This window comes from Clostridium sp. YIM B02506, from assembly GCF_022324845.1.
Lineage (GTDB): Bacteria > Bacillota > Clostridia > Clostridiales > Clostridiaceae > Clostridium_T > Clostridium_T intestinale.
This window is the reverse complement of record NZ_JAKGTG010000030.1, coordinates 1-16,181: the sequence shown is the minus strand read 5'-3', so window position 1 is coordinate 16,181 and position 16,181 is coordinate 1. Positions and strand designations below refer to the sequence as shown.

General features: G+C 29.9%; 9 protein-coding genes and 1 pseudogene. 9 read left to right on the top strand and 1 reads right to left on the bottom strand.

Annotated elements, in window-relative coordinates; translation table 11 throughout:
• Positions 1-32: 32 nt before the first annotated feature.
• The 8 genes and pseudogenes from L1S49_RS18360 to L1S49_RS18325 all read left to right on the top strand — a co-directional run bounded on the left by L1S49_RS18360 (position 33) and on the right by L1S49_RS18325 (position 13,573).
• A complete protein-coding gene (locus tag L1S49_RS18360; RefSeq protein ID WP_238906848.1) occupies positions 33-800 on the top strand; it encodes an ABC transporter ATP-binding protein in 768 nt (255 codons plus the stop codon).
• Positions 793-2,736, top strand: coding sequence for an ABC transporter permease (locus L1S49_RS18355; protein WP_238906847.1), 1,944 nt, complete (start codon positions 793-795; stop codon positions 2,734-2,736). Before L1S49_RS18360 ends, L1S49_RS18355 begins: the two co-directional genes overlap by 8 nt.
• A gap of 232 nt (positions 2,737-2,968) precedes the next feature.
• Positions 2,969-4,241 (top strand): annotated as a pseudogene (locus L1S49_RS18350) (ammonium transporter).
• A gap of 389 nt (positions 4,242-4,630) precedes the next feature.
• Positions 4,631-5,086: a LytTR family DNA-binding domain-containing protein gene (locus tag L1S49_RS18345; protein ID WP_238906846.1), complete on the top strand. Its 456-nt coding sequence runs from the start codon at positions 4,631-4,633 to the stop codon at positions 5,084-5,086.
• Position 5,087: 1 nt separating this feature from the next.
• The gene (locus L1S49_RS18340) at positions 5,088-5,798 is read left to right on the top strand and encodes a LiaF domain-containing protein (protein WP_021801916.1); all 711 of its coding nucleotides are present in this window, start codon (positions 5,088-5,090) and stop codon (positions 5,796-5,798) included.
• 175 nt (positions 5,799-5,973) lie between these two features.
• The gene (locus L1S49_RS18335) at positions 5,974-6,582 is read left to right on the top strand and encodes an OB-fold-containig protein (protein ID WP_238906845.1); all 609 of its coding nucleotides are present in this window, start codon (positions 5,974-5,976) and stop codon (positions 6,580-6,582) included.
• Between the two features lie 5 nt (positions 6,583-6,587).
• Positions 6,588-8,642 carry a flotillin family protein gene (locus L1S49_RS18330; RefSeq protein ID WP_238906844.1) on the top strand — a complete coding sequence of 685 codons (2,055 nt, stop codon included), beginning with the start codon at positions 6,588-6,590 and terminating at the stop codon, positions 8,640-8,642.
• Positions 8,643-8,653: 11 nt separating this feature from the next.
• Positions 8,654-13,573 (top strand): DNA repair ATPase, encoded by a 4,920-nt coding sequence (locus L1S49_RS18325; protein WP_238906843.1) that lies wholly within the window; start codon positions 8,654-8,656, stop codon positions 13,571-13,573.
• A gap of 53 nt (positions 13,574-13,626) precedes the next feature.
• Here the strand turns inward: L1S49_RS18325 and L1S49_RS18320 are convergent, their stop codons facing one another.
• On the bottom strand, positions 13,627-14,952 hold the full coding sequence (locus L1S49_RS18320) for a DUF4317 domain-containing protein (RefSeq protein ID WP_238906842.1): 1,326 nt from the start codon (positions 14,950-14,952) through the stop codon (positions 13,627-13,629).
• A gap of 173 nt (positions 14,953-15,125) precedes the next feature.
• Here L1S49_RS18320 and L1S49_RS18315 point away from each other — a divergent pair, with 173 nt between their 5' ends.
• Positions 15,126-16,013 (top strand): Cof-type HAD-IIB family hydrolase, encoded by an 888-nt coding sequence (locus L1S49_RS18315; RefSeq protein WP_238906841.1) that lies wholly within the window; start codon positions 15,126-15,128, stop codon positions 16,011-16,013.
• Positions 16,014-16,181 lie beyond the last annotated feature (168 nt).

Below are 16,181 nucleotides of genomic sequence, written 5' to 3'. Positions count from 1 at the left end.
TATAGTCAAATCAATTAATTGGAGGAAGTTTTATGAAATTATTAGAGGTAAATAATTTAAAAAAGATATACACAACTAGATTTGGAGGTAACCAAGTTCAGGCTCTTAGCAATGTAACATTTTCTGTAGAAGAAGGTGAATATGTTGCTATAATGGGGGAATCTGGCTCTGGAAAAACCACTTTACTTAATATACTTGCATCCTTAGATAAGCCTACCAGTGGAGAGATTTTACTTCAAGGTAAAAACGTAGTTTCTATTAAAGAAAGTGAAATAGTTGCATTTCGTAGGGAAAATTTAGGATTCGTATTTCAAGATTTTAACTTGCTTGATACCTTTTCTTTAAAGGATAATATATTTCTACCACTTGTTTTATCAAGAAAGTCTTATGATGAAATGGAGAAAAGATTAACTCCAATTGCTGCGAAATTAGGCATAAAGGATATATTGAATAAATTCCCATATGAAGTATCTGGTGGACAAAAACAAAGAGCTGCAGTAGCTAGAGCTTTAATTACAAATCCTCAGCTTATTTTAGCAGATGAACCAACAGGGGCTCTTGATTCCAAGGCTACAGATCATCTTTTGAAGCTATTTTCTGACATTAATAAAGAAGGTCAAACAATACTTATGGTTACCCATAGTACAAAAGCTGCAAGTCATGCAGGAAGAGTTCTATTTATAAAAGACGGAGAAGTATTTCATCAGCTTTATAAAGGTTCAATGTCTAATGAGGAGATGTTCGAGAAGATTTCAAATACCCTTACAGTCATTGCAACTGGAGGTGTGGTGAATGAATAAACTATTTTATCCAAAACTTGCAGCTATAAATATAAAAAAGAATAGTAAAACCTATCTGCCTTTTATAATAACCTGCATATGCACTATTGCGATGTTTTATATAATGCATGAACTCTCAATAAATAAAGGACTAGACGGTGTATCTGGATCTGAAAGTCTAAAAGTAATACTTAATCTAGGAACTATAGTAATAGGAATATTTTCAGCAATATTTCTTTTCTACACTAATAGTTTTCTAATTAAAAGGCGTAAAAAAGAAATTGGATTATATAATGTACTTGGGCTTGAGAAAAAGCATATATCTAAAATACTATTTTTCGAATTTCTATATACTTCATTATTTAGCTTAGTAGTTGGACTTGTTACTGGATTTATTTTAGATAAACTTATGTTTTTACTACTTTTAAAACTTCTTAAATTTGAGGTTGCCTTTGGTTTTACTATTTCAGTACCATCCATAATAATTACATTGTTGCTTTTTACAGGTATTTTTATTTCAACTTTATTATCTAATTTAGTTCAAATCAAAGTGTTAAAACCTATAGAATTACTAAGAGGTTCAGAACATGGAGAAAAAGAGCCTAAGACAAAATGGATTATGACTATTATTGGATTAATAGCTCTTGGTACTGGCTATGGTCTTGCTTTAAAAATCGAATCACCACTTGCTGCATTGCAAATGTTCTTTGTTGCAGTTATCTTAGTTATGGTTGGAACTTATGCACTTTTTACAGCGGGAAGCATTGTTGTGTTAAAGACACTTAGAAAAAATAAGAACTTTTACTATAAGACTAGTAACTTTATTTCTATTTCTGGAATGATGTACAGAATGAAGCAAAATGCTATTGGACTAGCGAATATTTGTATTTTAAGTACTTGTGTACTTGTAATGATTTCCACAACAGTTTCTTTATATGTAGGAATGGAGGATGTTTTAAGAACTAGATTCCCTAGAGATATAATATTAACAGCTTCACAAGCTACAAAGGATGAGGCAGAAAAGATAGATGAAATATTAGTAAGGGAGTCAAAAGATAATAGTATAGAAACAACAGGTAAATTCAACTACTTTAACAAATACTTTGCTGCTATAAATAATGATGGGAAGTTAGATTTAATCAATAAGGATAGCTTGAGTTCAGATGTTACTTTGTTACAATTTGTATCTATTGCTGACTACAATAGATTGGAAGGTGAGAATATTACCCTAAAGGATAATGAAGCTGTTGTTTATTCAAATGTAAAGAACTTCGATAAAAATAATATTACTATAGAAAATAAAATATTCAATATTAAAGAATCTTTTAATAAACCAATAGAAGCCTTAAAGATTAATATTAATGATGTAATTAATACTTATGTAGTATTCGTAAATGACATAAACGTATTGGAGGCAAATGGAGATGGAGCATATTATGTGGCATTTGACGTTTCTGGCTCAGATGAAAATATAGGAGTTCTCTCAAATAAACTTAATGAGAAATTTAAAGAAAATAATTTACAAGTTCATGTTGATAGTTCTGCTGGAAGTAAAGAAAGCTTCTATTCATTATATGGTGGTTTATTCTTTATAGGTATATTCTTAGGATCGCTATTCTTAATGGCTACAGTTCTTATCATTTACTATAAACAAATATCAGAAGGATATGATGATAAAAATCGATTTGAAATAATGCAAAAAGTTGGAATGAGTAAAGTTGAAATTAAGAAAACTATTAGAAGTCAAGTACTTATGGTATTTTTCCTTCCTCTTGTTACAGCAGTAATACATGTTGGATTTGCATTCCCAATGATAACTAAACTTCTTGCAGTTTTAAACCTTAGAAATGTATCTTTATTTATGGTAGCAACTATAATAACAATACTTGTTTTTGCTGCAATTTACGGAATAGTATTTTCTTTAACAGCAAAGGCATATTATAAAATAGTTGAATAGCTATATACTTAACTTTAGGATATAAAAATCAAAATTAACAAGTTTAATAAATAATGCCACTAAAAATACAAATTTTACAATTGAACCAAAGAAAATATTGATAATTATCAACGGATATGATATCATAAATTTATTAAAAAAGAGAGCAAAGATTACTTCTATCAAGAATGTCTTTGCTCTTTTTTTGTTTTACTCATTTATTTATTATTATTTATTTTTCGGCGGTGTATTAATGGATACTACAATGATTATTGACACGATATGGGTATTGGTTGCTGGAATTTTAGTTTTCTTTATGAACCTTGGTTTTATGCTGCTTGGTTGGGGTCTTATGTTTGGAGGAGACAACCCATTTATTGGGACTCAGAATGTTTTTATTTTGGGAAATTCTGATCTTTCCTTCTACGATGGAACTCTTACATCAAATGTTACCTTTTGGGGAAAATTCTTTTTCCAATTAGTATTCTGTGGTACTGCAGCAATAATTGTTTCAGGTGCAGTAGCTGAGCGTGTAAAATACATTTCATTTATTATCTTCTCTTTTGTACTAACGCTTGTTATATATCCAATCGTAGGGCACTGGATATGGGGTGGCGGCTGGCTTTCTACTCTAGGATTTATGGACTTTGCTGGTGATACAGTTGTTCACTCAGTTGGAGGTTAGGCAGCACTTGCTGGAGCATTACTACTTGGGCCGCGTATTGGAAAGTACAGTAAAGATGGTAAAGTCAATGCTATTCCTGGACACAATATGTCACTTGCAGTTATTGGATTATTTGTTCTTTGGCTTGGATGGTTTGGTTTTAATCCAGGATCAACTATGAGTTTTCAAAATCCAACTGATGTTATGCATATACTAATGACCACTAACACAGCAGCAATGGCAGCAGTATTAACTTCTACAGCTACAGATTGGATTATAATAGGTAAGCCTGATTTAGGTATGACTATTAATGGATGTCTTGCGGGATTAGTAGGTATTACTGGTAGTTGTGCTTATGTAAGCATTGAAATTTAACTTCTAATTGGAGCTATTGCTGGTATTCTTGTTGTTTTTGCAGTAATGTTCTTTGACCGTATAAAAGTTGATGATCCAGTTGGAGCAACAGCTGTTCATCTTGCTTGTGGTGTTTTTGGTACAATCTGTGTTGGTTTATTTGCAAAAGGAGGTGTTACAAGCCTTTCATCTAAAAATGGCTTATTCTATGGTGGAGGATTTGAATTACTTGGTGTTCAACTTCTAGGTATAGTTGCAGTAGGTGCATTTGTATTTGCTTCATCTTTCCTTGTTTGGTATCTAATCAAGAAAACTCTCGAAAAACTTGGAATTACTGGTCTTACAGTTACAAACGTTATGGGTCATGGTATGCAAAAAGGAAATCCTACTTACTTCAGAGGTGCAGCCGTTGATACAAAGTTACTTCCTAAGGTTAAGATTGATGTTGTAATATGTAATTAAAATTCGTACTAAAGAACATGGCTATGATGCATTACAGGATGAGTAATAGCAATATTTTTAGTATATAAAGTATCTTACGATTAAATAATAAATTTTTAAAAGGCGTAAAATAGTCTCTTTAAAAGGCTATTTTGCGTCTTTTCTATATATTTGTTGAAATTCCTCTCTAATCTTTTCTTAGTATTTTTTACTACATATGATTTTGTTCTATTTAAGTGTTGATATTTAAGTTTGGATGCTTGTCTCTGCCTATAACCAATCAATAACTATTATCATCAACACTTTCTTATAACAATGATATAAGGTGTTGAGTTTTTCTATAAAACCACTTCGATAAAAAACAATACCTCTTACTTCTAATAATTTACCACTTACCTAAACGATATTTACAAAGAAAAAGCATCTTAATATAATAAAAGCATGGAGAGTGGCAATATGAAAATAAGAATTGAAGTTGATAATGAAATTAGAGAAAACGAAATTATAATAAGGTGCAATGAGCTTACTGAGGAAGTCAAAAATATTCAAAGTGTGCTTGGAGATTTAATTTGCATTAAGAAAAGCATAACTTTTTACAAAGGAGAAACTGAGTATTATCTAGCTTTAGAAGAAGTTCTTTTTTTCGAAACAGAGGAAAGTGCCGTTTGTGCACATACCACTGATAATATATACAATGTTAAATATAAACTTTACGAGCTTGAAGAAATATTGCCAGGATATTTTATGAGAGTCTCAAAATCAACAATTCTAAACACAAATCATATTTACTCCATAACACGTAGTCTTTCATCCTCAAGTAAGGTTGAATTTCAAAACACCCATAAACAGGTATATGTTTCAAGATATTACTATAAACCATTAAAAATAAAATTATTAGAAAAGAGGAAATAATATGAAAAAAGAAAGAGTTTTTTGGGGATTTATATTTATACTATCTGGTATTTTCTTGATTGTAAGTAAGCTGGGCTACTTCCCAGATGTGAATCCTTTTAGTTTAATTTTGACATTCTTTTTAGTAGTTGTTATAGGAAAGAGTATAGTTCGTTTAAACTTTCCAGGTATTTTATTCCCAATTGCATTTATTTGCATAATGTATGATAAGCAATTAGGAATTACGCAAATAACGCCTTGGACAGTGTTAATAGCAGCACTATTTGGTAGTATAGGTCTTTCAATGCTTTTCCATAAACATGTTAAATTTATTCATCATAAACATTTCCACAAACATCACCACGATGACTATAAGTTTGAAAAAGTTGATGTTGAAGATGATGGCAAAGTTGCATTTAAGAGTTCATTTGGAGCAAGTATAAAGTATATAAATACAAATAAATTTGAACAAGCAGATTTAGAGTGTTCATTTGGAGCTTTAAAGGTATATTTTGATAATGCTGTTATGAGTAAAGACAATGCTGTAGTAAAAATTGATGCATCTTTTTCAGGGGTAGAGTTGTATATACCTAAGACTTGGCGTGTAGATATTAAAACTAATGCTTTTTTAGGAGATGTTAGTGAAAAAAATAGAAGTGGTCAAGTAATAACTAATACTTTAACCTTAGTTGGAGATATAAGTTTTGCTGGAGTAGAGATAATTTATATCTAAAAAATAAGAATAACAATAAGATGAGATTAGCAGTTTCTTTAGACTAATAAGTTTAAAGAAACTGCTTTTTATTTATGAATCATTATTTTTAAATAACTGAACCTGTCTATAAGATGTTATGTATTGTCGTTAATGTTAAAAAATGATAAAATTTACATATGAGGGGGGAGGGGAAATGAGTGAGTTAATAAATAATGCTGTAAAAGGTGTAAATATTATACCTACAGTACTATTAGGATTAGTTTTATTATACTGGATAACTGTAATTATTGGCGTCTTTGACTTTGATTTATTTGAACTAGATTTTGACGTAGACGTTGATGCAGATGTTTTTCAGGGAATATTAGTTTTCCTAAATTTAAGAGATATACCTTTTATGGTGTTTTTTAGCATTTTATCCTTTATATTTTGGATTTTATCAATGATGTTATATAGACTTCCGATAACACCAGGAGGTTTTATAAATGGTTTAATATTAATTCCGATCTTTATAGTTAGCTTATTGGTTACTAAGATAATAACAAAGCCACTTAAGAAACTCTTTAAGAAGGACTATGAAGATATTGCTCCAAATGGTGGAGTAGTTGGACAACTAGTAACATTGATAACCAACATTGAAGATGGAAGATTAGGTCAAGGAGAAATAAAAAGAGATGGCGCTTCTTTATTAATAAATGTGAAAGCAGAAAAAGATGATGATATATTTATTAAAAATGAAATTGCTTATGTTTATAGAAAAGACGAAGATAAAAATATTTATTACATTATAAAGATTGAGGAGTGATATTAATGACTTATGAAATACAACTTTTATTAATTAGTATTGGTGCTGGAGTAATTATTATTGGTGGACTGCTTGCAATGTTTTCTAAATTCTATCATAAGGTAGATCAAGGAAAGGTTGTTGTAAGAAATGGTATTGGGGGGCCTGTAGTATCCTTTGGCGGTATTTTTGTATTACCAATATTACATAAAAGCGAGATTATGGATATCTCTGTTAAGAGAGTTGAAATAGCTAGAGAAGGTAAAGATGGTCTTATATGCAAAGATAACTTAAGAGCAGATATAAGAGTTGCATTTTTTGTTAGAGTAAATCAAACAAGGGAAGATGTATTAAAAGTAGGTCAACTATTAGGCTGTGTAAAAGCATCAGATCCAAAAACTTTAATGGATTTTTTTGATGCAAAATTCTCAGAAGCGCTAAAAACAGTAGGTAAAAAGTTTGATTTTGTTCAACTTTATACTGAAAGAGAAACTTTTAAAAATGAAATTCTTCAAATAATAGGAACTGATTTAAATGGTTATGTTTTAGATGATGCGGCTATAGATTATCTTGAGCAGACTGATATAAAATTATTAAACAGCGATAATATTCTAGATTCAGAAGGTATAAAGAAAATAACTGAACTTACAGCTGAACAACTTATATTAGCTAACCAAATTGAAAGAGATAAGGAAAAAACTATAAAGAAACAAGATGTATCTGCTAGAGAAGCTATATTAGAACTTGAAAAGCAAAATGCAGAGGCTGAAGCTAAACAAAAAAGAGAGATTGCAATTATAACTGCAAGAGAAGAAGCAGAAGCTGAAAAAGTTAGACAAGAAGAGAGATATAAATCAGAAATGGCAAGAGTTAAGTCTGATGAAGAAATAGAAGTTGCAGAACAAAATAAACAAAGACAAGTTATTATAGCTATGAAGTCAAAAGAGAGTACAGAAGCTGTTGAAGCCGAAAGAGTTGATAAAAATAGATTATTAGAAAGAACTGAAAAAGAAAAACTTGTGGAACTTGCAAGTATAGACAAGCAAAAGGAAGTAGAAATAGAAAAGAAAAATATTCAAACAATTATAAGAGAAAGAGTTGCTGTTGAGAAAGATACAGTTATTGAAGAAGAAAAAATCAACGATACTAGGGTTCTTGCTGAAGCTAACAGAGTTAAGTCTGTAGCTATTAAAAAGGCAGAAGAACAATCAGAATCTAAGCTTATAGTAGAAGTTAAATCAGCTGAAGCCTCAAAAGAAGCAGCTGAGAGATTGGCAGAAAAAACTATTATTGATGCTGATGCTAAATATAAAGCATCTCAAAAAGAAGCTGAGGCAATTAAGATACTTGCAGATGCCAATATTCAAAAGGAAGCAACTTCTGGTATTGCAGAATCTAAGGTTATTGAAGCTAAGGCTGTTGCTGAGGCAAAAGCTATTGAATCTAAATCTCTAGCTCAAGCTAAAGCTGATAGCGCAATGGTTGAAGTTAAGGAAAAAGAAGGAACTGTAGAAGCTGATATCATGAAGAAGAAATACATGGCTGAAGCGGAAGGAATAAAAGAAAAAGCTAGCAGTATGAAAGCTCTTGATGAAGTTGGTAGAGGTCATGAAGAATTTAAGCTTAAACTTGAAAAAGAAAAAGAAATTGAACTTGCAAATATTAATATTCAAAAAGAAATTGCTGAAGCTCAAGCGTCAGTTATCAGTGAAGCTCTTAAAGCAGCTAAAATTGATATTGTGGGTGGAGAAACAATGTTCTTTGACCAGATTATAGGTTCAGTAACAAAAGGTAAATCATATGATCGTCTAGTAAAGAATAGTGAAGTTCTTACAGATATTAAGGAAACCTTTATTACTGGTGATCCTGAGTATTTTAAGAAACAACTAGGGGATTTTATGGATAGATTTAATATAACTTCAGAAGATATAAAAAACCTTTCAATTGCAGGTGCTATAAATAAGATGATGACAACTTCAGCAGATGGTGATAAAGCAGTATTAGGAAAGCTGTTAGAAACAGTGAAAAAAGCAGGATTAGCTGATCTACCAGCAAAAACTTTAGAAATCCCTCGTAAATAAGGAGAAGCATTTTGAATAGTATCGAAGATATGGAAAAAGGCACCTATGAGGTTATAAAAAATCGTCTTATTAATCATGGAGCAGATTTAAAAGAACGAGTTAATAAATTAAATATTGCTAGAAAAGAAACCTTTGGCTCCATAGAAACTAAACTTCTAGGAAGTGAAAGGATAATCACTGAAAACAATTGTGTCCCTAGAGATATGGCCCCAGTAGAGGATTTATTTATCTTTGGATACAATGTTCACATTGGTCTTAAATCAAAAACAGAGCTAAGTGATGTTTTTTCAATTTATAGATATATTGATAAAAAATTTATAAAACAGCCTCTTGATTTAATAAGTAATCAGGATTTTATAAATGATTTTGATGAGCTATATAAGTATTATAAAAACACCTTTTTTGCTAAGTTCACTATAATAGATCCTTATTTTTATATGATTTTTCAAACTGGAAAAAATCCTACAGATATTAAGGTGTTTAAATGGGCAATTGAAGGAAATAAACTTATATATGTAGATAGCAGAAGTGACCATGAGGTAAAATTTAAAAATAAAAGTGAATTCAAATTTGTAAAAGCTACTAGAGACGATCAAAGAAACGGTAGATATCCTCATATCTCAATATTGGACAAGGTCTTTGTTGAAACAATAAGAAAAGACTTAACAATTAAGATTGAAGATAATACAGATACAGGCCAGGGAATTTATTCAGAACCTGTAGAGGACATGGATCAAAGTCTTGATGACGCTGAAATATATTATGCAGACTTAGATCAACTTATAATACTAAAAATTAAACCTTACAAAGAAAATGATTTTAGATATTTCATTTTTAATAATAAGCTTAAAACCGTAGTCAGAATAGATTCAATTAAAGATACCTGTATTCTTCTTCCAGGACACCATGGAGTAATATTCCCAAAAGGATATTATCTTCAAACTGGAGAATACAAGATATTCGATATAGAAGCTGAAGGTTCAGTCTTTGATCAAATAATTACCTCCTCAAATGGAGAAGATTATCAGTACATTTTCTACAATACAAATAGTGGGGAATATCAAATTTACTCCTATAACATAATCGAGCAAAAAATTGATGTTCCTATAATTTGTAGTGGTTATTCTCATTTTAATAACGGAGAAATGATAGTAGCTAGACAGGAAAGTGAACCAAGAAAAAATCACATGCTACAACTATGGCAAACCCCTTATGTAGGAAAAAACTACGTAAGCCAAGGAGATAAGGACTCTATTGTATATAAAATTGGGAATAAAGATATTGTTAATGCCATGGCTGATTGTAACTCAGTATGTAAACTTGTTGATAAAAAAGATGGCTATCAAAGTATTTATGTAGATATAGTAAAAGAATGCGAAAGGATAATTGACTCCTACTTCTGGTTAGATAAAGAAGAAACCTTCAATTTAAAAGAAGTTCTTTTAGCTTTAAAAGAATCCGCAACCTTTGCTATTGGTGAATATGAAAAAGTATTAAGAATTAAGGCATCTACTAAAAAGCAGATAGAAGATACTCAAAAATCAACAGAAGAATTGTTAAAGAATATCAAGTATGGAACCTTCGATAATATTGATGAATATGTAAAAGCCTTAGCTGAAATCAGAAATACTAGAGGGAAAATAGCCACACTTAAAGAATTAAGATACACAAACCTTAATGTTGTAAATTCTCTTGATAAGGATGTTAAAGAAAAGTATGATGAATTCTCTACAAAATGTGTTGAGTTTTTATTAGCACCTGAAGGGTTATTACCTTATGATAAAAAAGTTAAAGAGCTACAAGGGGAGATAGTTAAGGTAACTAAGTCTAAAGAAGGTAGAGAACTTGAAGGGAAAATGAATGGGGTTTCAAGTGATTTAGAGCTTCTTATAGATATTATTAGTAATTTTAAAATAGAAGACCCAACAATGACAACAGAAATAATAGAGAAGATATCTTCATTATTTTCTCTTATTAATAATGGTAAGGCAAGACTAAATAATAAAATTGAAGAGCTTACAAAAAATGAAATGACTTCTCAATTTCATTCTCAAATAAAGCTTTTAAGTCAATCTGTAGTAAATTATTTAGATATTTCTGATACTGTAGAAAAGTGTGACGAATACTTAAATAAAGTTATGATTATGATTCAAGAACTTGAGGGTAAGTTTTCTGAATTCAATGATTATATACTACAATTAAGTGAAAAAAGAGAAGAGATTTACAATGCATTTGAAAGTAAAAAACAAGCTATATTAGATAAGATAAACAAAAGAATAATTGGTCTTTTTGATTCTGCAGAACGTATTTTAAATGGACTCAGTAGTAGATTAAAAAGTTTCCAAAGTGTTTCTGAAATTAATGGATATTTTGCTACTGATATTATGGTTGAAAGGGTAAGGGATGTAATCTCAAACCTGAATGATCTTGGAGACTCAGTAAAAGCAGATGAAATAACATCAAGACTTAAAAAGACAAAGGAAGATGCTGTTCGCCAGCTAAAGGATAAACAAGAACTTTATATTAATGGTGAAAATGTAATTAAACTTGGTAGACACAATTTTTCAATTAATACTAAATCTATTGATTTATCTATAGTTCAAAAGGATGATGCACTATTTTATCATATAACTGGTACAGATTTCTGGGAGAAGATCAATTTATCTTCTATTGAAAAATACAATTATGTCTTTAATCAAAGTGTAGTGTCAGAAAACGACAAGGTTTATAGAGGAGAGTATCTAGCTTATTTACTATTTGAAGAAGCTAAAGCTAAGAGATTTGAATCTATCAAAAAGCTAGAAACTAAATCAGAAGCTCAGCTGATTGAAATAGCACAAAAATTTATGGAGCCTAGATATCAAGAGGGATATACAAAAGGTGTACATGATATAGATGCCTCAAAAATCTTAAAAACACTATTAGAATTACATGAAAAAATTGATTTATTAATATATAAATGTGAAGTTAGAGCTTTGGCTAGATTGTATTGGAACTTTCTAGCTGATAAAAAGGTAAAAGAAACATTAAGGAAACGCTTAAAAGAACTATCTAAGGTTAACTTATATTTTAATTCTTCACCAAATTTAGAAAAATATATTCCCTATTTAGTAGGAAAAATGGAATCACAAAACAATCTTATAACCTTATTTTCAGAAAAAGACATATATGAAGCTTCAGAATATCTTTGCCTTGAAATAATGAAAGGGGAAGAATTCATAATAAGTAAAGAAGCTAAAAATGTATATGATGGGTTTATTAAATCCTTAAGAGATAAGAATGTTTTAAATGAATTTTTATCATCAATAGAAAGCAGCAAGAGTGATCTAGAAGGTCTTTATTATTTAATAAATGAATGTATAATAGCCTATAGAGATGAAGTTTTAAATGATAAAAATAAAGAAGATATAAATTTATCAATATTTGAATCATTAAATAGTGATGAGCTAAATGGAGTGCTAAAAGAGGTTATTGTATTATTAATAGAAAACAAACCTGAACTTGGCCGAGTGATTTATTTAGATTCAAAGGTGAAAATATCAGGACTTATAGGGACTCACTCTGTAATTAATAATGGAGATTATATTTTATCCTATATGAGCTTTATGGATAAGTTAAATGGATTTAAATCTAAAGAAGTTATTGATTTTATTGAGTTTCAAGAAATTAAAAAGAATCTTATAAAAGACTTCAAAGCAAAAATTCATCTTGATGATTATAAACCTGATGTTTTAACTTCTTTTGTTAGAAATCAATTAATTGACAAGGTTTATCTTCCTTTAATAGGTGATAACCTAGCTAAACAAATTGGTGCTTCAGGAGACAATAAAAGGACAGATTTAATGGGTCTACTATTACTATTATCTCCACCAGGTTATGGTAAAACCACTTTAATGGAGTATGTTGCAAATAGACTTGGGCTTATTTTAGTTAAAATAAATGGTCCTAGTTTAGGACATGAAGTAACTTCCTTAGATCCTGATAAAGCTAATAATAGTGGAGCTAGAGAAGAACTTAAGAAACTTAATATTGCATTAAAGATGGGTAACAATGTAATGATCTATGTAGATGATATCCAACATTGTAATCCAGAGTTTTTACAAAAGTTTATCTCTTTATGTGATGGACAAAGAAAAATTGAAGGTGTCTACAATGGAGTTAGCGAAACTTATAATCTAAGAGGTAAAAAGGTAGCTGTAGTAATGGCAGGTAATCCATATACTGAAAGTGGAGAGAAGTTTAAAATTCCTGATATGCTTTCAAATAGAGCAGATGTATATAATCTTGGAGATATGCTTATGGAAAATGAAGAAGCATTTAAGCTAAGTTATATAGAAAATGCATTGACTTCAAACCCTGTTTTATCTAAGTTAAGTAATAACAACTCAAAGGATCTATATGGATTTGTTGAAATGGCTAAAGGGGAACCGAGAGAAAATGTGTCTTTAGAAGGCAACTATTCTGTTGAAGAAATGAATGAATATGTAAGTCTTATTCATAAATTATTTAAAGTAAGAGATATCGTATTAAAGGTTAACCTTGAATATATATATTCAGCAGCACAAGCTGAAGAATATAGAAATGAGCCAGCATTTAAGCTGCAAGGTTCTTATAGAAATATGAATAAGATAGCAGAAAAGATCATTCCTGCAATGAATGATGATGAGCTATTCCTTAGAATACTTGCAAGTTATGAAAATGACTCGCAAACCTTAACTACAGGAGCAGAAGCTAATATGCTTAAGTGGAAAGAGCTTGTTGGATGTATAAACGAAGAAGAGAAAAAACGTTATGACGAAATTAAAGCTGTTTTTCTTAAAAATAAGTTAGTAAAAGGTGATGATAAAATAGGGCAGGCTGTTTTAGCATTAAATGGACTTACTGAAAATCTAAGCCTTATAAAAGATATTTTAAACAAAATAAATAATTAAATATAAAAAAACAGCAGTCTTCTTAATTAAGGCTGCTGTTTTTTATACTAAAACTAGATTAAATCATCTTGGCCATTTACTGTAGTTTGTTCATTTTCATTTATAGGAATAACTATACATTTTTGTCCATCAATTATCTGAGATTTAATTTGAGGTATCTTTTCAGGTTTTACTTGAAGTATAACATCATATTTAAAGGTATTTTCTTCATCGTCAGAACCTGTTGCCGAAGCTTCTTCTAAGGTCACAGTTTCTTCATCATTTTCTGAAGATAGAGGAGTATCATTATCTAAGGCAACTTCTTGCTTGACAAGTTCAAGCTTATTTTGAAGAACTTGTACCTGTTTCTTTAAACTTTCTTCTTTATTAAGTTGAGCCTTTACCTTAAGTGCTTTTGAGTCTATAAGGCTTTCAGCAAGAGGAAGATCCTCACCAAAACTTTCCTCATAAGATTTTTCAATCTTAATAGTAACTTCTTCTGGAATTCCGCTTTCAATTAGTAGATTTTGAACGTCTTTTTTATTTAATATTATAGGCTCTGGATCCACATCTTCATAAGTTGCATTATATTCCTCAATCATTGTGTTTAAATTCTCTTGCACTTCCATAAATATTTTATCAGCCTCATCTTCATCAACAAGTAAGGAATCTTTAATGATAGATTGAAAAGCTTCTTTTTGTATGGTTGCAGTTTGCTTTTTATAACATCCTAGAGCATGTTCCATTAACTCTGGATGAGTTTCTTTAGGATTTTTCGTGTAATACATAATGGAGTTAACATCAGTACTACGTTCAATAAAAGCAGGGAAAACAAAACCATTAGTAGGGGCTTCAACCACCCAATCTCTAATACGTGCTTTAATCTTATTTTCTTCTTCAAAATATCTAAGTCCAGGCTCTGACAGAGATACAGGGCATATTGCACATAAAACATATTCGTAAACTTCTTCTGACTCATCAATCTTTATGTTATCTTTAGTTTTAGTTATAACATCATAAGCATCATGGAATATAAGGATTAGAAAATTCCCAGTGTAATCATAATTGTCTATAATAGAGTCATAAAATTCATCTAAAATATTATCATCCTTTAGTTTACTATTTTTAAGCCTCATAAGGGAGATTTGTTTTTCATTTACAAACTCCTCATTGATTGGGAAATTAAGCTCTAGAATATTATTGCCTACAGTTCCAGACAAAACTTTTTTTGCTATTTCTAAAAACTTAAAATACTCATCTTCCTCTAGGTTTAGAAAGGTTTCTCTGAATTTTAAGAGAACATTTTTTTCTCCATTAACATAACATCCGCACATTTTAGTGAAAGTACAGTAATCTTTTTTAAAACGCTTTTTTAACTCAAGGACATCTTTTTTTCTCATATATAAACTCCTTAATTTTAATTTCTATTTATTGGTAAATTATTATTTCTATTATTAAGTATATAATCTTTTTTATAGAATTTAAAGAGCTTATTTATGTAAAGTTGAATATTATGCTATACTGTTTATAGAAATTCAAATGGAAATTAATATAATTAAGAGGTAATTTTTTTATGATTAAAGTAGTAGTAACAGATATGGATGGAACTCTATTAAATGAAAAGCATGAAGTTTCAGACGCTTCACTTGAAGCTATACAAAAGTTATATAAAAAGGATATAAGATTTATTATTTCTACAGGTAGACATTATAAAGGGACAATGAGCACCTTGGAAAAACACAATTTAAAATGCGACTATATAGTAGCTAGTGGTGCAGAGGTAAGAGATCAAGATTCAAAAGTTTTAAAACAGGTTCCAATGGATCATTCTAGCTTCGAAGATATTTTAGATAGAATTAAAGATTTTCCAGTAACAGCAAGATTTTGTTCAGATCAATATGACTATGCAATTGGATCTGAAGAAGAAGTGAAAGAAAGCTTAATTTTAGAGGCACGCCACTTTTTTTATGACGGAAGTCAAGAAGATATTGAATCACTTCCAGAATTTAAACAAAGATTAGATCACGTAAAATGTATTAGTTCAGTAGAGGATTTAAGGAAAGATAATATTTCTATTTATAAGATATTTATTTTTTCTCAAGATGAATCTATTATTTTAGAAATAGATAAAGCCCTTTCAGATGTAGAGGGAATTGTTTCTGCTTCCTCATTTGCATCTAACCTAGAGCTTACTCATATAAATGCTCAAAAAGGAATAGCACTAAAGGAGTACATAGAAATACTTGGATATAATATGGATGAAGTTATGGTTTTAGGAGATAGCATGAATGATTATTCTATGTTATCAATGGACTTTGGAGCTACTGTTGCCATGGAAAATTCTATGGAGCAGATTAAGAAAGTCTGCAAATATATGACTAAAAGCAATAAAGAAGAGGGTTTTGCATATGCAGTTGAAAAGATGCTAAATGATGAGCTCGAGGAATTAAGAATAAAATAATTTAAAATCAAAAGACTGCTATAAACTTAAATGTTTGTTGCAGTCTTTGTTTTACCGATAAAAATAATTTGGGCAAGGAATAAAACTTCTTATATGAGAATGTGAAAAATTTTGTGTGAATTATAAATTATGTTCATTTATATAACTGGAAATTTGCTTTCCAGTTAT